Annotated in this window: 16 protein-coding genes and 1 riboswitch; of the genes, 4 read left to right on the forward strand and 12 right to left on the reverse strand. The window is 59.9% G+C overall.

Going from position 1 to position 18,105, the window contains the following annotated elements; translation table 11 throughout:
- Positions 1 to 63: 63 nt before the first annotated feature.
- The 5 genes from cysG to AB5Y73_RS02125 form a co-directional block, all read right to left on the reverse strand.
- Positions 64 to 1,455 carry a siroheme synthase CysG gene (gene cysG / locus AB5Y73_RS02105; protein ID WP_107684964.1) on the reverse strand — a complete coding sequence of 464 codons (1,392 nt, stop codon included), beginning with the start codon at positions 1,453 to 1,455 and terminating at the stop codon, positions 64 to 66.
- 197 nt (positions 1,456 to 1,652) lie between these two features.
- Complete coding sequence (gene asrC / locus AB5Y73_RS02110; RefSeq protein WP_058056676.1) at positions 1,653 to 2,663, reverse strand: sulfite reductase subunit C; 1,011 nt, start codon at positions 2,661 to 2,663, stop codon at positions 1,653 to 1,655.
- 11 nt (positions 2,664 to 2,674) lie between these two features.
- The gene (gene asrB / locus AB5Y73_RS02115) at positions 2,675 to 3,514 is read right to left on the reverse strand and encodes an anaerobic sulfite reductase subunit AsrB (protein WP_107684963.1); all 840 of its coding nucleotides are present in this window, start codon (positions 3,512 to 3,514) and stop codon (positions 2,675 to 2,677) included.
- 1 nt (position 3,515) lies between these two features.
- Positions 3,516 to 4,574: an anaerobic sulfite reductase subunit AsrA gene (gene asrA / locus AB5Y73_RS02120; protein WP_118853692.1), complete on the reverse strand. Its 1,059-nt coding sequence runs from the start codon at positions 4,572 to 4,574 to the stop codon at positions 3,516 to 3,518.
- Between the two features lie 200 nt (positions 4,575 to 4,774).
- Positions 4,775 to 5,617 carry a patatin family protein gene (locus tag AB5Y73_RS02125; protein WP_005333746.1) on the reverse strand — a complete coding sequence of 281 codons (843 nt, stop codon included), beginning with the start codon at positions 5,615 to 5,617 and terminating at the stop codon, positions 4,775 to 4,777.
- 265 nt (positions 5,618 to 5,882) lie between these two features.
- On the opposite strand from AB5Y73_RS02125, the gene AB5Y73_RS02130 reads away from it, so the two are divergent.
- Positions 5,883 to 6,899 (forward strand): S66 peptidase family protein, encoded by a 1,017-nt coding sequence (locus AB5Y73_RS02130; RefSeq protein WP_118853693.1) that lies wholly within the window; start codon positions 5,883 to 5,885, stop codon positions 6,897 to 6,899.
- Between the two features lie 64 nt (positions 6,900 to 6,963).
- Here AB5Y73_RS02130 and AB5Y73_RS02135 read toward each other — a convergent pair whose 3' ends face one another.
- Positions 6,964 to 9,219, reverse strand: coding sequence for an LTA synthase family protein (locus AB5Y73_RS02135; protein WP_181497242.1), 2,256 nt, complete (start codon positions 9,217 to 9,219; stop codon positions 6,964 to 6,966).
- A gap of 255 nt (positions 9,220 to 9,474) precedes the next feature.
- Here AB5Y73_RS02135 and AB5Y73_RS02140 point away from each other — a divergent pair, with 255 nt between their 5' ends.
- Positions 9,475 to 10,560, forward strand: coding sequence for a hypothetical protein (locus tag AB5Y73_RS02140; protein ID WP_181497243.1), 1,086 nt, complete (start codon positions 9,475 to 9,477; stop codon positions 10,558 to 10,560).
- Between the two features lie 81 nt (positions 10,561 to 10,641).
- Here the strand turns inward: AB5Y73_RS02140 and lysC are convergent, their stop codons facing one another.
- Positions 10,642 to 11,994 carry a lysine-sensitive aspartokinase 3 gene (lysC, locus tag AB5Y73_RS02145; protein ID WP_181497244.1) on the reverse strand — a complete coding sequence of 451 codons (1,353 nt, stop codon included), beginning with the start codon at positions 11,992 to 11,994 and terminating at the stop codon, positions 10,642 to 10,644.
- Positions 11,995 to 12,084: 90 nt separating this feature from the next.
- Positions 12,085 to 12,308: riboswitch (Lysine riboswitch) on the reverse strand.
- 107 nt (positions 12,309 to 12,415) lie between these two features.
- Positions 12,416 to 13,744 (reverse strand): amino-acid N-acetyltransferase, encoded by a 1,329-nt coding sequence (argA, locus tag AB5Y73_RS02150; RefSeq protein WP_181497245.1) that lies wholly within the window; start codon positions 13,742 to 13,744, stop codon positions 12,416 to 12,418.
- 268 nt (positions 13,745 to 14,012) lie between these two features.
- On the opposite strand from argA, the gene msrA reads away from it, so the two are divergent.
- Complete coding sequence (gene msrA / locus AB5Y73_RS02155; RefSeq protein WP_005352745.1) at positions 14,013 to 14,645, forward strand: peptide-methionine (S)-S-oxide reductase MsrA; 633 nt, start codon at positions 14,013 to 14,015, stop codon at positions 14,643 to 14,645.
- Between the two features lie 261 nt (positions 14,646 to 14,906).
- Here the strand turns inward: msrA and AB5Y73_RS02160 are convergent, their stop codons facing one another.
- Genes AB5Y73_RS02160 through AB5Y73_RS02170 form a run of 3 tightly spaced genes read right to left on the reverse strand, consistent with a single transcriptional unit; the run spans position 14,907 to position 16,168 of the window.
- Positions 14,907 to 15,242 (reverse strand): DUF3802 family protein, encoded by a 336-nt coding sequence (locus AB5Y73_RS02160; protein ID WP_005333735.1) that lies wholly within the window; start codon positions 15,240 to 15,242, stop codon positions 14,907 to 14,909.
- Between the two features lie 57 nt (positions 15,243 to 15,299).
- Positions 15,300 to 15,788 carry a GNAT family N-acetyltransferase gene (locus tag AB5Y73_RS02165; RefSeq protein ID WP_159163388.1) on the reverse strand — a complete coding sequence of 163 codons (489 nt, stop codon included), beginning with the start codon at positions 15,786 to 15,788 and terminating at the stop codon, positions 15,300 to 15,302.
- Complete coding sequence (locus AB5Y73_RS02170; protein ID WP_181497246.1) at positions 15,785 to 16,168, reverse strand: MmcQ/YjbR family DNA-binding protein; 384 nt, start codon at positions 16,166 to 16,168, stop codon at positions 15,785 to 15,787. The genes AB5Y73_RS02165 and AB5Y73_RS02170 overlap by 4 nt, the downstream gene beginning before the upstream one ends.
- A gap of 118 nt (positions 16,169 to 16,286) precedes the next feature.
- Between AB5Y73_RS02170 and AB5Y73_RS02175 the strand changes: the two genes are divergently transcribed.
- Positions 16,287 to 17,078: an alpha/beta fold hydrolase gene (locus AB5Y73_RS02175; RefSeq protein WP_110303908.1), complete on the forward strand. Its 792-nt coding sequence runs from the start codon at positions 16,287 to 16,289 to the stop codon at positions 17,076 to 17,078.
- Between the two features lie 138 nt (positions 17,079 to 17,216).
- Here the strand turns inward: AB5Y73_RS02175 and AB5Y73_RS02180 are convergent, their stop codons facing one another.
- The gene (locus tag AB5Y73_RS02180; protein WP_235686279.1) at positions 17,217 to 17,831 is read right to left on the reverse strand and encodes a hypothetical protein; all 615 of its coding nucleotides are present in this window, start codon (positions 17,829 to 17,831) and stop codon (positions 17,217 to 17,219) included.
- Between the last annotated feature and the right edge of the window lie 274 nt (positions 17,832 to 18,105).

Raw genomic sequence — 18,105 nt, forward strand, 5'->3', positions numbered from 1 at the left:
AAGCCGAGAGCGGCATGGCCGTTCTCTGTTTTGTTGTCTCTATTGGATGATAGTCGTGCGGGGTTAGATGCCGTGGATGGCGTTGGCTTCCCCATACCAGTCCAGCTTGTCGGCCAGAGTGACCACGGTGCCGATGATGATGAGGCTCGGGCTCCTCACCTGACGGGCCAGTTCGGCCAGCTGCTGCAGCTCGCCGCGCACCACCCGCTGACTGAGCTGGGTGCCTTGCTCCACCAGCGCCACCGGGGTGTGACCGGGCATGCCGTGGGTTTGCAGCGCATCCTGAATACGGGCGGCGTGGGCCAGCCCCATGTAGAACACCAGGGTCTGGCGTGGGGCGGCCAGCGCCGACCACTCCTGGGCGATATTGCCCTCCTTGTCGTGGCCGGTGATGAACTGCACCCGCTGGGCGTGATCGCGGTGGGTGAGGGGAATGCCGCTGTAGGCAGCGCAGCCTGAGGCTGCCGTAATGCCCGGTACCACCGAGAAGGGGATGCCCGCCTCGGCCAGGGTTTCCAGCTCTTCGCCACCCCGGCCAAAGATAAAGGGATCGCCCCCCTTGAGCCGCACCACCTGTTTGCCCAGCTGTGCTTGTTCCAGCAACAGCTGGTTGATCGCCTGCTGGGGCACGCAGTGGCGGCCCGCCTCCTTGCCAACAAAGATCCGCTCGGCATCCCGGCGAACAAGGGCCAGCACCTCCTGCGAGACCAGCCGGTCATAGACCACCACATCCGCCTGCTGCAACTGCTGCAGACCGCTCAGGGTGAGCAGCCCCGCATCACCGGGGCCCGCTCCCACCAGGGTTACGCTTCCCTTGCTCTGCAGCGGCTCATTCAATAGCTCTGCGACGCTCTGCTCGGCTGCCTGTTGCTGGCCGCGGGCCAGTTGGCGGGCGAGGCGATCGTGGCTAAAGAGCCGCTCCCAGAAGCGGCGGCGGGCCAGCTTGTCCGGTATGGCCTTGACCCGCTCGCGCAGCTTGCCCGCCAGCACCGCGAGCTGGCCGAGGTGTTGCGGCAGCAACGCTTCGAATTTTTCCCGTAGCTGGCGGCTCAGCACCGGTGCCGAACCTGCGCTGGAGATGGCCACCATCAGCGGCGAGCGGTCGATGATGGCGGGCATGATGGCGCTGCAGTGGGCCGGAGAGTCCACCACGTTGCAGAAGATCTGGCGCAGGCTCGCTTCGTTGAAAACCTGCTGGTTGACCTCGGTCTGGTTGGTGGCGGCGATCACCAGCCATTTGCCATCGAGCAGCTCGGGGTGAAAGTCGGCGGCGCAGACGGTCAGCACTCCCTGCTCGGCCCAGCTCATCAGCTGGGGCTCGAGATGGGGGGCATTGATGGTCACCCGGGCTTTGGCATCGAGCAGCAGACGCGCCTTGCGCACCGCGACTTCGCCGCCACCGACGATAAGCACCGGCTTGTGTTGCAGCTGACAGAAGAGAGGGAGAAAGTCCATAACAGGCTCCGGATGCTGGCCCGCTCGCAATGCCGCGCCGGGCGAGATAGCAGGGCGCGCCGTGACGCACCCCGGATGGTCGGGGGAAAGATCCCCCGACGGGAATAAAAAAGGGGAAGGGTGATCTACGCCCGGGCCAACGACAGATCCCCACCGGTGTCGGCCACTTGATCACGCTTCCCCAAACGAGGTTTTTCCTATTGCACCGCTTTGACGTGCATGTTGGCGACGTACTGATCTTCGGCCCAGAAGATACGGTCAGCGACCATGGCTTCCGGATTGAGGGTGACGCCGCGCAGCACCCGCTCCTTGAACTTGTGATAACCGGCCCGGTCGATAAGGTGACCCATGTGCAGGTAGATGGGTTTGCCATCCAGCATCTCGGCCTCGAACTCGAACAGGTTCTTGATCACCGCATGCAGCACCTCTTCGGTCACCCAGTTGAGGAACAGCTTGCCGGTACGAGGCGTCTTCTTGCTGGTGCGTCCCCCCAGCTTGACCATGTAGAGCTGCTTGGGATCCCGCTGCCAGGCCAGGGTCGGGCAGGCCAGCACGCACTCGCCACAGCCGATGCACTTGCTCTCCTCCTTGACCGCCTTGCCATGCTTGATGGCGAGGCAATCGACTGCGTGGTGGCTGCACGCCTTGACGCAGGCGCCGCAGCCGATGCAGCGCTCGGCATTGAAGTGGATCTTGGCGATGCCGAGGATACCGAAGTCGGCCATGTTGGCCTTGGCGCAGTCGTTGGGGCAGCCGGCGATCACCATCTTGAGGTGATAGGGGTTGGGGTAGAGGTGTTTCTCCATCCGCTGGGCCAGCCCGGTGCAGTCGATATTGCCCTTCTGGCAGATGGTATTGCCCTGACAGGCAACGATGTTGCGTCCGCCGATGGTCTGGTAACCGGCTTGGGTATCCTCCACCTCGATGCCGCAGGTCTCCACCTCGATCTCCTTGATAAAGGGTTCGAGGGCGGCGTTGACCTTGTCCATGTCCTGATACTTGATACCGGGCATCGCCAGCTTCTGGCGGGTGGTGAGGTGGATCAGGCCGTTGCCATACTGTTCGGCGATCTGCTGGGCTACCGCCAGCAGGTGGGCGGGCATGATCCCGCCGGGAATGCGTACGCTGATCATCGCTTCGCCACGCACCTTGGAGAGGCGGTATTCGTTCTTGGCGCGGGCTTTGATGATGTCGATATCGAGACTCATGGTGTTCTCCCTCAGTCGATCAGATGCTGGGCCTGGTCAAAACGAAAGACCGGTCCATCCACGCAGATATAGGTGTCGCCCATCCGGCAGTGGCCACACTTGCCCACGGCACAGGCCATGCGGCGTTCGTAGTCGACCCAGATGCGATCCTTGGGGATGCCCCGTTCGAGGAAGGCGAGCACCACGAAGCGGATCATGATGGGGGGGCCGACCACGATCACCTGGATATCCTCCTTGTCAGCGAGATCCAGCTGGTCGATGTAGTCGGTGACCCGGCCGATGCGAAACTGCTCGCTCTCCTTGCCCTCGTCCAGGGTGACGATGAGGTTCTGCTGCTCGGCCCAGAGCGGCATCTCGTGGCGATAGAGCACCGCCTGCTCGTTCTTGAAGCCGAGGATCATGTCGAGGGACTTCACCTCTTCCGGGTGTTTGCTGAAGCGGCGCAGCAGCCCCTTGACCGGGGCGACGCCGGTACCGCCCGCCACCACGATGAGGTGCTGGTTGCGGTAGGTTTCCAGCGGGTAGCCGTTGCCGTGGACGCCGCGCATCCACACCTTGTCGCCCACATCGAGAGCAAACAGCGCATCGGTCACCTTGCCGACCTTGCGGATCAACAGATCCACATAGCCATCGCCATAGTCGGAGACCGAGATGGGCGCTTCGCCGACGGTGGGCAGAGAGATCTCCACAAACTGGCCGTAGTGAACATCAAAGTCGCGTGATACTCGAAAGTTCCACTCAAGCTCGGTGTGGCGCTCGATGGCCAGAATGGTGTAGGCCTTGGGCAGCAGGCGGTTTTCGACTGCTCTCTGCTGCGGTTCTGCTGTTGCGGTTTGCTGGCACTGGCACATATCAGTTCGCCCCCTGCGCGTTGTCGGCTGCGATGGTCTGTTCGACCACATCGGTCATCTTGTTGATGATGTTGCTAAAGGAGATGTAGTGAGGGCAGCGATCGTCGCAGCGGCCACAGCCGACGCACATGTGCTCCTCTCCCTGACGGGCCTTGTAGTCGTTGACCTTGTGCAGGGCGCGATAACGCAGGCGCTCGCCATGTTTGGCGCGAAAACCGTGGCCACCGGCCATGTCGCTGAAGCCATCCACCATACAGCTGGCCCATTGGCGACGGCGCTCGCCCTGCTTGGGGTTCTCCGCATAGGTGAGGTCATGCACGCTGTAGCAGCTGCAGGTCGGGCAGGAGGTGGTACAGCGGCCGCAACCGATGCAGCGGCTGTCGTACTCGGCCCAGACCGGATGGGCGGTGAGGATCTGGCGGATCCGCTGGGGGTCGTCACAGACGCTGTCCGGGGTGCGTACCTTGACCGGGTTGCTCTGGACAAATTCCGGGGTGAAGTCGTCGGATTCACCCAGTTCGGCAAAGTAGCCGAGCAGCTCGGGATCCTTCACCTCAATACGGGCACCCTCATCGCTCAGACGAATGGCGGCGGCGTAGTCCTGGGTCTTGTTGCTGCCCATGGAGACGCAGAAGCAGTTCTCGAAGCTCTCGCGGCACTCCAGCAGTACCAGCTTGAGCTTGCTGCGCAGCCGGGCGTAGTAGACGTCGCTGTTCTGGCCGTTTTTCAGGTAGACCTGATCCAGCCTGCGCAGAGCGTGGATATCACAGCTGCGCAAGAACAGCAGGGTGGGCTTGGCCTCCACCTTTGATTCGCGCAGCTCCAGATTGTCGAAGTGGAACAGGGTCTGGGTGATGGGGAGCACCACCTCTTTCGGGGAGAAGTGGGACTTCTCCTGCCACACCAGATCGGCCGGATGGCGGATGCTGTGGTAGGTGACGTTGTCGGTGTCGGAGAAGCGGCCGCCCCGATATTCGGCCGCGGGCGCCATGATCCGGTAATCGGGCAGCAGCCGCTCGAACAGCTGCGCCAGCGCGGGATGGGTGAGAAGAAACGACATAAATAAACACCTTGTATGAGGGTGAGATGCCCTGGCATAGGGATGAGGAGCTGGCTAGTCAGGGGGTCTGGCACCGGTTCTGGCCGCGCTTGCCTCGCCACGGTCTGTTTTTATGACTCATGTTGCTCAACTGACCCGATTGTTATTGTGTTGGCGGCGCGTGCGTCGCGGCAGGTCGGGTCATGCCTGTAAAATCCTTATCAATTGAGCAGGGCGGCCTGATAGCCTGCGCACTTGCCCATCACGTATCCCATCTCCAGCTTGTTGATATCGCGGGTGAAACGGGAGACGGGGAAGTAGTCGGCCGGGGCGATCACCTCGATCTGGCAGTCCTCCGGCGGATTGGCGATAAAATCGAGCGCCTCGTTGTAGCTGCGATCCCGCTGCTCCAGCGCCTGTGCCAGCGCGGGGCGGGTCTTGAGCAGGGTACGGATCATCCAGGGGAAGGGCATCGGCTTGAGCCGATAGCCGAGCGGCTCGGAGAGGATCACCGTCAGGTGACGGGCACCGCGGCGGTAGGCTTCGATCACCGGGATGGAGTCGGCCACCCCGCCATCTGTCATCGGTACCCCGTGTACCTCCGGGTATTCGTGGGAGGCGAGGGGAATGGCGCAGCTGGCCGGCAGCACCTCGTTCATGTTCTCCGGCTTGACCCGGATGTACTCCGCCTTGCCGGTCAGGGTATTGGTCACCACCGCATAGAAGGGGATGCCGGTCTCCCGGTAGGCGTGAATGTCGAGGGGATACTTGCGACAGCTGGTGTTCCACAGCCAGTGGATATCCACCAGATTGCCCCCCTTGGCAAAGCGCAGGGGATCCATAAACTGCTGGCTGCACGCCAGTTTGGTCAGGATCTCGTGGCTGCGGCCATGCTGGCTGGCGAGATAAGCCAGCAAGTTGGTGGCCCCCGCCGAGACGCCGATGGCGAAGTCAAAGGGGCGATAGTCATGCTCGATAAACGCATCCAGCACGCCGCTGGCAAATATGCCGCGCATGGCACCGCCTTCTACAACCAATGCGCTGGGGGATGCGTTTTTGTTCATGACAGGCACCTCATTGATAAGTCAGAGAAAAAAAGTGGGAAAGAGAACGTCCGGGCTGTCAGGCCGACCATTCTGACAACCAACCGGGGTTGGCCATCGCAATGAGGTCATTCTAGGAAGGGGATGGTGTTTAGAATATCTGTTAATAATGAATCAAGTGTTTTGTATTTCTAAACGACCGTAATAAACCCGTTGTGATAAAAGGGGTTGTGTAGGAGTCTCAACGACTCTGTGATGGCTGGATATTGGCAAGGATGAGTGTGTCATGACGTTATTGGTTCCCCCGCTGCTCCAACGTGGCGATACCATCGCTTTTTTCTCCCCCTCCAGTGCAGCGACCGCCTGGGCCCCCAACCGTTTTGCCCGTGCCAGGGCGTTTCTTGAAGGGCAGGGTTTCAAACTCAAGGCCGGTAGCCTCACCGGCCAGCAGGATCACTGGCGTTCCGGCTCGATTGCTGCTCGGGCCGAAGAGCTCAACGCCCTTATTCGCGACCCCGAGGTGCGTTGCATCATGTCGGTGATTGGCGGCAGCAACTCCAACTCCCTGTTGCCCTACCTCGATTTTGAGGCGCTGAGGCGCGACCCCAAAATCATCGTCGGCTATTCCGACGTGACGGCGCTGCTGCTCGGTATTTATGCCCAAACAGGCTTGGTTACCTTCTATGGCCCGGCGCTGGTGGCTTCTTTTGGCGAGTTGCCGCCGCTGGTGGACGAGACGCTGTCGGGCTTTCGCCAGATCTGCCAGACCGGTGGCGCCGCCGTGCCCCACACAGTGCCGACCCCGGTGCAGTGGAGCGATGAACGGCTGGATTGGGAAAACCAGACTCGGGCCAAGCAGTGCCAGCCCAATCGGCTGCTCTCGGTGGGTTCTGGCCGGGTAGTGGGGCGACTGATTGGCGGTAACCTCAACACCATGGCGGGGATCTGGGGTTCCCCCTATATGCCGCCCATCGAGCGCGGTGACATTTTGCTGCTGGAGGACAGCCTGAAATCAGCCGAGACGGTGGAGCGATCCTTTGCCCATCTCAAACTGTGCGGGGTGTTTGATCTGATCGGCGCGCTTATCCTCGGCAAGCACGAGTTGTTCAACGATCAGGGTAGCGGCAAGCGCCCCCTCGATATCCTGCTGGAGGTGGTGGGGGAGCCGAACTTCCCCATTCTGGCGGAGTTTGACTGCGCCCATACCCACCCCATGCTGACGTTGCCGCTGGGTATCGAGGTGGCGCTTGATCTCGACCGCCAGCAGCTCACCTTGCTGGAGCCCTGGTGGCGAGCAGAATGAGGGCGAAATGAATGTCCAACAACAAGGCCGCTGATGCGGCCTTGTCTATTTTTGTGGGGCTTGATCAGGGCAGGGCATCGGGCCGGAAGCTGGCGCGGATCTGCGGCACCAGGCTTGAAGGGTCGAAGCCTTTCTCCTCCCCCAGCACCGGATGGAGCAGGGGCTTCTCTTCGATGGGGGTGATATCCCCCGCCAGCAGCTGTCGGGTGGCCTGACCCATCTGGTAGAGCTGGCGCACCGGCGCAAACTGGGTCGCCAGATTGAGGGGATCATCGGCGCGGGTGAAGGCCATCATGGGGATCTGGTAGGTGGCATCGCGTGCCGGCTTGTCACCGTGAATGCCCTTGCCGGCAGACATCAAAAACGGCTGGTGATCGCCAAAGGCCACCACCAGATAGCGCTTGCCCGACTGGTCGAGGGTCTTGAGCAGCCGCTCCAGCGAGGCCATGGCATCCACCACCCCTGTGTAGTAGGTGTTGAGCAGCTGGGTGTCACTCTCGCTCTGGTTCGGGCAGGCGCCGCTGCGCTCCTGCCCCTGATAGCGGGGGCCATCGAAGGGGCCGTGCCCCTGCATGGTGACAGCATAGGCAAACAGCGGTTTGTCATCCTGTTCGCTGCGCTTGAGTATGTGGTCGATGAGCGCATCGTCGGAGATATAGAGCCCCTTGTGCTCAAGGGTGGTGAAGCGGGTATCGAACCAGCGCTCCTCATAGCCAAGCGCCGGGATCGCCTTGGCGCGGCCCCAGAATTTTTCCACATAGGGGTGGGCGAACAGGGTCTGGTAGCCGCTCTGTCTGGCGCTCTGGGCCAGCCCCGGCACCTGCTGCGAGAGGTAGTAGTAGGGCACCACCCCCTGCTTGAGCAAGCCCACCGGCAGGCCGGTGTTCATCTCGAACTCCGCCAGCACCGTCATGCCGCCGGTGGTGGGGGAGTGGATGGTTTTTTGCCACTGCTGCACGCTGGCGGGCAGGGAGAGGGTGGGAGCCGGTGCGCAGATCCGCCCCTTCCAGTCGAGCCAGAGCGACTCATATTGCAGCACGATCACCAGATCCCAGCGCGGCGCAATGCCCTGGGGCGGATAACTCAGCTGCGGGGCCAGCTCGTTGATCTGCAAGGGGTAGCGAAACACGCTGCCGCTATGCAGCATCTCGTCCACCAGATTGAACAGATAGAGGCCGGGGCCGGAGCGGATGATGTCCCTGTGGTAGTTGACCGCGCGATCCACGTAGCGAATGTTGGCTCCCAGCAGCTTGTTGCCGGTCTGGGTGGCAAAGACGCACAGGGCAAAGAAGGCGACGGTGGCAGCGGCAGTGCGCAGCACCCAGCGTGACAGGGCAAAGCGCCAGCAGAGAAACAGTGCCAGCAACACGGTGAAGATGGGCAGGATGGGGTGCTGGTCGAGCAGGATCCGCAGCAGCGCCAGCAGGTTGCCAAAATCGTCCCCGCCGAGCGGCACGCCGTAGATGGCGATCTTCATAAAGTTGGCCAGCAGCCCTATGCCTGACAGCGCGGTAAAGACCAGCCCCATATAGAGGTTGAAGCCCGCCAGCGCGCAGAGGCTCCAACCCAGCACCATGCTGCCCCAGGCCAGATAGTAGTGCTCTGGGCGAAAGCCTGACCAGAGCAGAAACTCCCCCAGCTTGAACACCACGAAGCCGTGCAGCAGCACGAAGGTGAGGTTGCCGAGCAGCAGGCTACCGATGATCCGCCAGCGCAGGCTGCGGCGCAGTTTTGGCAGCACCGTCTTGAGCACGGCGGCGCTCAGGGCCAGCACCAGGGTCAGGCTCACCACCAGATAGGTGAGGTTGAAGCCCTGCTCCGGCAGGGTTTGCAGGATCTGGCTGAAATTGCCGCTCTCGGGGCGATCTTTGAGCAGCAGACCGATGCGCAGCTGATAACGGCTGGCCAGCGCGTCATCCGGGGCGCGCAGGGTGCTGTTGAGATCCAGGGTGCAGCGGTTATTGCGGCACACCTGACGTTTATCCACCGCTTGACTGAGCTGGTCAATCCGCTCCCCCTTGTCGTTGAGCAGCTCCACTCGCACCTTGTCCCCCGCTTGCAGCGGCCCTCGCAACTGCCACTGGCTGCGCACCACCAGATAGAGGCCGCGGCTGTCGCTTTTATAGAGCAGTGCGTGGCGGGTGAGGGTGGCCAGTGGATTGTCGGCGGGGCCCAGCACCAGCGGCTGGGCACGGCCCAGCCAGCTACCGGGATTGATCAGCGGCAATAACAGGGTCAGCAGCAGCAATCCGCCCAGCAGGGCAAGCAGCAGAGAGGGCAGACTCAGGACGCGGGGGCGGCCTGAGGAGGGGCGATTCATATAAGCTCATCCTTTGAGCGAGTGAGGGAGAGATCGTTCATCCGCATAGAGTTTGACCCGATGGTGCGGGCCTTGTTTCAGCTTGTCAATTTAATGACCACTTAATGAATATTTGGTTACAGCTCAACCTTGCAAATTGTGATCCCGATCGAGGGGTTGTTCGGAATATGTGATGAAAGCGTCATCATGGGGTTTTGCCACTGGCTTGGGAGGGGTCTGCTGTTTAGTCTCTCGATAGCGACTGGAGGTACATGTATGAATCCCAAAGTGATGGCACGTCAGGCCAGATTGCTGCGCATGCTGGAGAGCAAGGAAGAGATCCGGATCGGACGCGAGCGCGACTGCCCGCTGCCGCTGGCCCAACTGGTCAAGCTGAAGGATAGCCATCCGGCTGTGGTCAAGGTCTATCGCCACGGTCTCACCGCCGAGGTGTTTCACCTCAAGGTGGAGGGGCATCACTGGTGCCTCAAGCGGCGCCGTCAGGATTCACTGGTGGCCAACCTCGATGGCAAGACCGCCTTTCTGACCGAGCTGGAGCGGCGGCGCGAAATCGAGGCGCTGCGCGAGCTGCATCCTACTGTCCTCTCCCACGTGGTCTGCACCAGCTTTGGCTCGGCGCGGGCCGGTGTGCTGGTCTCCCCCTGGTTGCGGGGTGTGCCGGTCCATCAGCTCAACGAGCGCAATCTGGCCCAGATGCTGGAGGTGCAGGGTGAGCTGGCCCGCTGGGGCTGGTTTGACTGGGACCCGAGTCCGGGCAACCTGCTCGATGACGGCGAGCAGATCTGCGTGTTCGACTTTGGCTATATGTGGACCTTCGATCCCCGCTTTGAATACAACTCCAATGGTCTGGTCGACCCGCAGTTCCATGTACCGGAGCGGTTGGAGACCCGCACCCTCTCGGGGCTTTGGCTCGATGAGGCCGATCCTCTGCCGCAATTTCGCTACTGGCGCGAGCTTTGTCTGAAATGGGTGAAACGGGAGATCCACCACCTGATCCGCGAAGGAGCCAGCGCGCCAGTGCTGGCCCGCCTGCACGCCCTGCAAGGGGAGTGGAGCGCCGCGCTGGCGAGCGACGAGGCGCTGGTCGCCAACTGGTGGCGGGACATGTATCGCAGCCACCGGCTCGATGTGGCCGATGATCTGAGCGGCCAGAGCTGCGGCCCGCTCACCCTGCGTCGCCTCGACTGGTTGATGCAGGCAGTGACGGATCACTATCCGCTGCTGGTGGACAATCTCTCGCCTCAGGAGACGGAGCTCGGCCAGACCGGGCTGCTGGCCCGCTTGCAGCAGCTGCGCCGCGAAGCCATCGCCTGTCAGTTGCCAGCCACCAGCCTTGCCTGAGCCAATACCTTTGCGGAGTACAAATGAACAGGGCGCCTTGCGGGCGCCCTGTTGCGTGTTCGAAATTGCCTCGGGTGAGGATCAGTCCAGCAGCTCCTGATGGAGGCGGTTGACGATATTGCCCGCCTCGCTCTCCTTGACCAGGAAGCAGAGGTTGTGGGCGCTGGCGCCATAGCAGATCATCCGGATGTTGTGCTCGCGCAGGGCGTCAAAGACCTGACTGCCCACCCCGTTCACTTCGCTCATCCGGTTGCCGATGAGCGCCACCAGTGCCAGACCGGTTTCCACCTCCACCTTGCAGAGCTGCCCCAGCTCGGCCAGTACCTTGTCGCTCAGGATCGGCTCGCCGTTGCTCTGGCTGCCGGTGTGATCCAGCGTCAGCGATACGCTCACTTCCGAGGTGGTGATGAGGTCGACCGAGATGCGGTGACGGGCCAGAATGCCGAACACTTCCGCCAAAAAGCCGTAGGCGTGGAACATGTTGAGGCTGTGCAGGGTTACCAGCACCTGCTGGCGGCGCAGGGCGACGGCGCGAAACAGCGGGCTTGAATCTGTGCTGGCGCGGATCCAGGTACCACCGGCGGCAGGATCCTTGGCGGAGCCGACAAACACCGGAATATTCTGGCGCACCGCCGGTTGCAGGGTGGCGGGGTGGAGCACCTTGGCGCCGAAGGTGGCCATCTCGGCCGCCTCGACAAAGCTGATTTCGGGGATGGGACGGGCGCGGGTGACGAGGCGCGGATCCGTGGTGTAGATGCCGGGCACATCGGTCCAGATCTCGATACTGGCGGCATCGAGTGCTTCGGCGAGCAGGGCTGCGCTGTAGTCAGAGCCGCCGCGCCCCAGCGTGGTGGTGCGGCCATCGCCATCGGCACCGATAAAGCCTTGGGTGATGATGAGGCTGTCGCCAAGCTGCGGGCCCAGCGTCTGCTGGCAGAGAGTGCGGGTGGTAACCAGATCGACGGTGGCCTTGCCAAAGCGGCTGTCGGTGCGCATCAGCTGGCGCACATCCTGCCAGTGGGCCTTGACGCCGCGCTGGCGCAGCAGCTCGGTAAAGAGGCGGGTAGACATCAGCTCGCCGCAGGCGATGAGGCGATCGGCCAGCTCTGCATCGGTATGCTGGTGGGCTTGCTGGGCCATGAGGCGAATTTCGTCCAGCTGGCCATGAATGAGGGCGCTCACATCAACGGGGTTGCCGAGATCGGCCAGAATGGCTTGCTGGATCCCGGCCAGTTTGGCCAGCTGCTCGTCGCGGCCCGCTTCGTCCAGCTCCCCTTGAGCCAGGGCGACCAGCAGGTTGGTGACACCGGCGCTGGCACTCAGTACCACCACCCGGGTGGCGGGATTGGCCAGCACGATATCGGCGCAGTGGTTCATGGCCGGGAAGTTGGCGACACTGGTTCCGCCAAACTTGGCGACATTGATCGGGCTCATTGCTTACTCCTGTCTTATTTTAAGATTCCGGTTCCATCGGGCAAAAAAGAGAGGAGGAGGCTGAAAATGGCAGGAATGAACGAAGCTATCCCGGCCAGAAGCACTCCACCTGCAGAGCCCATCCCGTACCGCCCCTGACAGGGCGCGGTGGGGGATGATCACTACCGATGACAACCCGGGGGATTCAGCCCCCGCAGCCGACGTTGAGGTTACCAGTCTCCTCACTCGTCTCGGCGCTGCTCCCCCTGACCCAAGTTCACCGGACGCTGGCGTCCTCCCTTGGGCTGCCTGGGCAGCGCTCCTCTTCTGGCTCCACCAGGGCGGTGGAGTGCATTTAGAAATAACCTGCGTTGGATTGCACTGTCAATCGAGTTTGTGAAAAAGTTCAAATTGTCGGCTAACTCAACGCAGAATCAATGGCTTAGGCAATGGTCTTTGACAAAACCTTGGAACGGCGCTGCCAGTTGTAGAGACGCTGGCGCGCCACCGGCAGATCTTCCACTTCCAGCGGATCGAAGCCCCGCTCCCGGAACCAGTGGATGGAGCGGGTGGTGAGCACGAACAGGCGGTGGATCCCGAGCCGCTTGGCCCGCTCGGCCACCTTGGCCACCAGCTGATCCCCCCGGTTGGAGTTGCGATAGTCGGGGTGGATGGCGACGCAGGCCATCTCCGCCATCGCCTCTTCCATAAAGCAGTAGAGGGCCGCGCAGCCGATGATCAGGCCATCGCGCTCGATGATGGTGAACTTGTCGATCTCCATCTCCAGCTGTTCGCGGGAGCGGCGCACCAGAATGCCTTCCTCCTCCAGCGGGCGGATCAGATCCAGAATGCCACCGATATCTTCGATGGTGGCGGCGCGGGCCTGCTCGGCACTTTCCCGCACTATCTGGGTACCGAGGCCATCACGGCTGAACAGCTCCTGCAGCATGGCGCCATCATCCTGATAGCTCACCAGATGGGAGCGGGGCACGCCGCCACGGCAGGAGGCAATGGCCGCGCGCAGATAACGGGCGGTGCCGGACATCTCTTCCCCCGCCTGTTCCAGCTCTACCAGCAGCTCTTCGGCCTGCTCGGGGAAGAGCTCGGAGATGGCCTCGCCGCGTCTGTCCATCACCCCCTGGGTGCTGCTAAAGCAGATGAGCTTGTCCGCCTTGAGATCGACCGCTACCCGGCGGGCCACCTCTTCGGAGCTCAGGTTAAAGCTCTCGCCGGTGACCGAGCAGCCGATGGGGGAGATAAGCACCAGACTCTTCTGGTCGAGCTGGCGGGTGATCCCCTCCACGTCGATGCGGCGCACCCGGCCGCTATGGCAAAAGTCGATGCCATCATCCACCCCCAGCGGCTGGGCAGTGACGAAGTTGCCGCTCACCACGCTGATCCGCGCCCCCTGCATGGGTGTGTTCGCGAGCCCCATGGAGAGCTGGGCTGTGATGTCATATTGCAGGCCGCCACACACCTGCTTGATGATGGTGAAACTCTCGTCATCTGTGACCCGGATCCGCTTGTGATACTGGGCCTCGATACCGGCGCGGGCCAGTGCTTCATCGTTTTGCGGACGTGAACCAAACACCAGCACCAGGCGTATGCCCAGTGTCTGCAGCAGGGCGATATCGCTGACGATATTGGCGAAGTTGGGGTGGCAGATGGCTTCTCCCCCCATCATCAGCACAAAGGTGGCACCCCGATGCACATTGACATAGGGGGTGGATTGCCGGAAGGCATTGACCAGACTGGGTTCGCGTTCACGCACTTGATATTTCTTCCATAAAAAAACAGCGATTGGCTCAATATATGAAAATTAATTCACAAATCAAGACTAAATATTGATTTTGACCGTTTCTGGTCTACGAGGGGCGGGTTGGCCGTGCGGATCGGGAAAGAGGGACGGACGGTGCAGACGGCCGCCGGGGCGAGCGGGGAGGGGCCCGCCGGTTGATCCGGCGCGATAAACTGCTATCTTCGATGCTCCTTTTCGTCAGCTGTGTGATTTCACAGGGTTTTATACAAGGACAGAATTCATGGAACAGATTATTTCACCGGCAGATGCCCTGCCGGGACGACGCGAAGCGATGGTGATTGGTCAGCAGCATGCGGTGAATGGCAACCCGACCCAGGGTCCCTGGCCCGAGAACATGGAGATCGCCTGGTTTGGCATGGGTTGTTTCTGGGGCGTGGAGCGCCTGTTCTGGCAGCAGCCGGGCGTCTACTCCACCGCGGCAGGTTATCAGGGCGGCGTGACCCAGAATCCCACCTACAAAGAGGTGTGCAGCGGCCTGACCGGCCATGCCGAGACGGTGCAGGTGGTGTTTGATCCGGCGGTGATCAGCTATGGCGATCTGCTCAGACTGTTCTGGGAACAGCACGACCCGGCGCAGGGGATGCGTCAGGGCGGGGACATTGGCACCCAGTATCGCTCGGTGATCTTCTATGGCGATGAGAGCCAGCAGATCATTGCCCAGCAGAGCATGGCGGCCTACCAGCAGGCGATGGCGGCAAGCGGCGACAGCCGTGCCATTACCACCCGCATTCTGCCGCTGGCGCCCTTCTACTACGCCGAGGATTACCATCAGCAATATCTGGAGAAAAATCCGGATGGCTACTGCGGATTGGGTGGCATTGGAGTCTGTTTGCCGCCCAGCCTGAACCGCTGAACAGGTTTGTAGTCGATTTCTTAATAAAAGTGAAAATAAATGGTCGGAGGAGGGAACTTATTGCGACCAGTCGGGACTAACTAGGTAGCGTCCAGGGATCGGATGCAAAGTCCAGACACATTTCTTGCCTTGATAACCGCCTGATGAATGAACGCACTGGCGGGTTGAAAATGATAGCAAGCAGGGCTGCCCACCAAGGCGGCCCTTTTCCTTATCTGCTGCTTTGAAATCTTGCGTTGGGCGGGAGAACCGGACGGCAGATCAGCCGATGGCGCTGTCGAACAGGTTCTTGATGAGATCGATAAACTCGATGAGGAAGGTTTTCTGTTCCGGGGTCGGGGCGCGCAGCCAGACGGCGGAGAGCACCTCTTCCAGATCGGCGACCACGGCGTCGGCCTCCTGCATGATGGCGAAACGCACCTTGGGATCGAGCTGGGGGTTTTGCTCGCAAATGGCCATCAGGTTGCTGGCAACACGGCCACTGACCAGATCTTCGATGGTCTCTTCCCCATCGTTCTGCTGTTGGGATTCAAACAATCCCAAACTCTCCACCAGATACTCGATCAGCGAGATATAGCCTTCACTTTCTACCACCATGGTTGCTGCCTCAATACAGTAACAATACGAAAATTAAGCGTATTTTAGTGGCTTGCCCTAGCTTGGCAAGCAGCAGTGCAGGCGATGGCGAGTAAAACTGACTCCGCCCCGCTCCACGCACTCCAGCCCGGTCAACGTAAAGCCATGTCGTAAAAATAGCTCATAACTGAAGGCGCTGGCCTCGGTGGTAATGAGGGTCAGACCGAGCCCTCTGGCCCCCGCGAGCGCCGTGGTGAGCAGCAGATTGCCCAATCCCTGGCGCTGATGGTCGGCGCTCACATAGAGCAGACTGAGGTGGCCATCGTGGCTCAGAGTGACAAAACCGAGGGGCACATTTGCCTGCTCCGCCACCCAGCCGTGGTGCTCGCGCAGCTGACTGACAAAGCCCGGATGTTGTGAACCGAGGGCCCACTGCTCCACCTGTTCGGCGCTGTAGTGCTCGGGGCCGCTGCGTCGCACCGCCTGCTCAAACAGGCTCACGAGGGCGGGGATATGTGCCTCACCAAGGGGGACAATACAAAGTGCTGGATTAAGTGCTGGGGTCATAAGGTTGGGTCGTCAGTGGGGGAGAGGGGGCGCGGCGCCTGTGGCCGTTTGGCTTTGGGCAGACCCGCGACAACCCGCTCATAGGAGTGATTCACCCAGCCCTGCCACAGATCATCTGGCAAGGTGCTGTTCAGGGTCACTGTGTTCCAGTGTTGCTTGTTCATATGCCAGCCCGGTTTGACCTCGGGGTGGATCTCGCGCAGCAGCAACGCCAGCTCGGGCTCGCATTTGAGGTTGATGGTAAGCGGCTCGGCCTGCCAATCCACCAGCGCGAACATCTTGCCCGCGATGCGGTAGACCAGGATCTCCGGGCCAAACGGGGTATCTTCGGTGGCGCCCGGCAGGGTCAGCAAAAAGTGGCGCAAACGGGTCAAATCCATGGTGGGTTCTCGCGCAAGGGGTGATCCGGGTCATGTCAGGCGCATATCTATCGGCGGGCCTGTTCTGTTAATATGCGCGCAGCCGAGTATACCCCCCATCACCAAGGGAGCCTATTGGATGTTGTATCACAAGACTTTCGAACTGGGTCCCGAGCGGGATTGGGTGGTGTTTGTCCACGGTGCCGGTGGCAGCTCCTCCATCTGGTTCAAGCAGCTGCGTGCCTATCGCGAGCACTTCAACGTGCTGCTGCTGGACTTGCGCGGCCACGGCCAGTCCCACCAGCTGCAACAGGTGGTCAAGGGCCACTACAGCTTTCGGGAAGTGACCGAAGATATCGTTCGGCTGCTCGATCATCTCGATATCCGCCGCGCCCACTTTGTCGGCATCTCCCTTGGCACCATCCTTATTCGCCATCTGGCCGAGCTCTGCCCGGAGCGGGTCAAGAGCATGGTACTGGGGGGCGCCATTTTGCGGCTCGATATCCGCTCGCGGGTGCTGGTGCAACTGGGCCGACTCGGCCAGCACTTCCTGCCCTATATGTGGCTCTACCGGCTGTTTGCCTTCATCATCATGCCGCGCCAGCACCATCAGGAGTCGCGCAACCTCTTTGTGCGCGAGGCCCGCAAGCTTTGCCAGAAAGAGTTCAAACGCTGGTTCCGCCTCGCCACCGAGGTTAACCCGCTGATGCGTTACTTCCGCGAACGCTCCCTGCCCATACCCACCCTCTATGTGATGGGGGAGGAGGATCATATGTTTCTGGCGCCAGTGCGCGAACAGGTGGCCCGCGATGCCAGCTCTTCGCTGGCGGTCATTGAACAGTGCGGCCATGTTTGCAATGTGGAGCAGCCGGAGCAGTTTAATCGCCGCACGCTGGCGTTTATTCAATCGCTGGGAGCTGTGAGAAAATAATTTGTGATCCGCTTGTGTTGAGTCACAACAGATTGCCGCATAGGTGAGATAAATAAAATTCCAGCATTGAATGGATCAGCTGGATTTATTGGTTTATTAAACTGATGTACTTATTAGTACATCAGTTTTCTAGTTATACTATCTCGGTTTAGGTAAACAGTCTGAATAGTGAGCTATTACTGAAAAAATTTCATTTTGAATATTTGGTATTCCAGTAAGTATGCCCATTTCCTGAAAGGCGAGAACATTTAATCCATTACTGATACGGAATAATTGTTCGATGAGTTCTGGTGGTGCTTGGTACTTTGTCCAAAAAACAGCATGAATGCCTGAATGAACAAAAGAGTTTAATGGCAACCAAGAGCTTTCTTTAAATTCATGGAGCGAGATTAGCAAGTTTTCAATCTGAGGAATGTTATCTAGTTCACCAAGCATAGCATTGACAGTGGGGATGTTTTTACTTGCTTGTTGAGATTCTGCATTTAAAACAGCATCTAGCTTTTCAATTTGTAGATCTGTAGCGCAATATAGAACCCAGACACTTCTTACAAGGGCTTCATATTGGGAGCGGAGTGTGGTACCAACCCCTAGAATCAGCCCCTGTGAGCATAATAATCTAACAGCATTGGAAAATTGCATTGAGCTAATAACTAATGTTAAGGCGAGTCTTTTTCTTGAGTCAGAATCGTATACTGGGTGGTCAACAACGTCACTTAATCTTGCGAAAAGTTGATCAGTCTTGATGAAGTTCATGTTACCAACCTTATGTAATATATGCTTTATTAAATGATAGTCTTTTATTGATACTTATATGAAGGTATCGGGATTGCAGTCGATAATATCTATTTTTTAGCCCGGAATTGTAGTTGGCAATAATTCAATCGCGCAAAATTAGCTATCGTATTATTGTAAACACAGCATTATTAGCATGCTGTTTAATGTATTGTGTGGCTGACATAAAAAATACAATAGTGCTCTAGATATAAACATGCTTACTTTCTACTGTGCTCCCGCATTAATTAATGAG

The organism is Aeromonas sp. s7(2024) (genome assembly GCF_040907825.1).
Classification (GTDB): Bacteria; Pseudomonadota; Gammaproteobacteria; order Enterobacterales; family Aeromonadaceae; genus Aeromonas; species Aeromonas veronii.

Coding starts and splice junctions, on each gene's coding strand:
- cysG (WP_107684964.1), bottom strand. CDS start 1,455: ATGGACTTTCTCCCTCTCTTCTGTCAGCTGCAACACAAGCCGGTGCTT.
- AB5Y73_RS02130 (WP_118853693.1), top strand. CDS start 5,883: ATGACGTTATTGGTTCCCCCGCTGCTCCAACGTGGCGATACCATCGCT.
- lysC (WP_181497244.1), bottom strand. CDS start 11,994: ATGAGCCCGATCAATGTCGCCAAGTTTGGCGGAACCAGTGTCGCCAAC.
- AB5Y73_RS02170 (WP_181497246.1), bottom strand. CDS start 16,168: ATGGATTTGACCCGTTTGCGCCACTTTTTGCTGACCCTGCCGGGCGCC.
- AB5Y73_RS02135 (WP_181497242.1), bottom strand. CDS start 9,219: ATGAATCGCCCCTCCTCAGGCCGCCCCCGCGTCCTGAGTCTGCCCTCT.
- msrA (WP_005352745.1), top strand. CDS start 14,013: ATGGAACAGATTATTTCACCGGCAGATGCCCTGCCGGGACGACGCGAA.
- AB5Y73_RS02160 (WP_005333735.1), bottom strand. CDS start 15,242: ATGGTGGTAGAAAGTGAAGGCTATATCTCGCTGATCGAGTATCTGGTG.
- AB5Y73_RS02175 (WP_110303908.1), top strand. CDS start 16,287: ATGTTGTATCACAAGACTTTCGAACTGGGTCCCGAGCGGGATTGGGTG.
- asrB (WP_107684963.1), bottom strand. CDS start 3,514: ATGTGCCAGTGCCAGCAAACCGCAACAGCAGAACCGCAGCAGAGAGCA.
- asrA (WP_118853692.1), bottom strand. CDS start 4,574: ATGTCGTTTCTTCTCACCCATCCCGCGCTGGCGCAGCTGTTCGAGCGG.
- AB5Y73_RS02180 (WP_235686279.1), bottom strand. CDS start 17,831: ATGAACTTCATCAAGACTGATCAACTTTTCGCAAGATTAAGTGACGTT.
- AB5Y73_RS02140 (WP_181497243.1), top strand. CDS start 9,475: ATGAATCCCAAAGTGATGGCACGTCAGGCCAGATTGCTGCGCATGCTG.
- asrC (WP_058056676.1), bottom strand. CDS start 2,663: ATGAGTCTCGATATCGACATCATCAAAGCCCGCGCCAAGAACGAATAC.
- AB5Y73_RS02165 (WP_159163388.1), bottom strand. CDS start 15,788: ATGACCCCAGCACTTAATCCAGCACTTTGTATTGTCCCCCTTGGTGAG.
- AB5Y73_RS02125 (WP_005333746.1), bottom strand. CDS start 5,617: ATGAACAAAAACGCATCCCCCAGCGCATTGGTTGTAGAAGGCGGTGCC.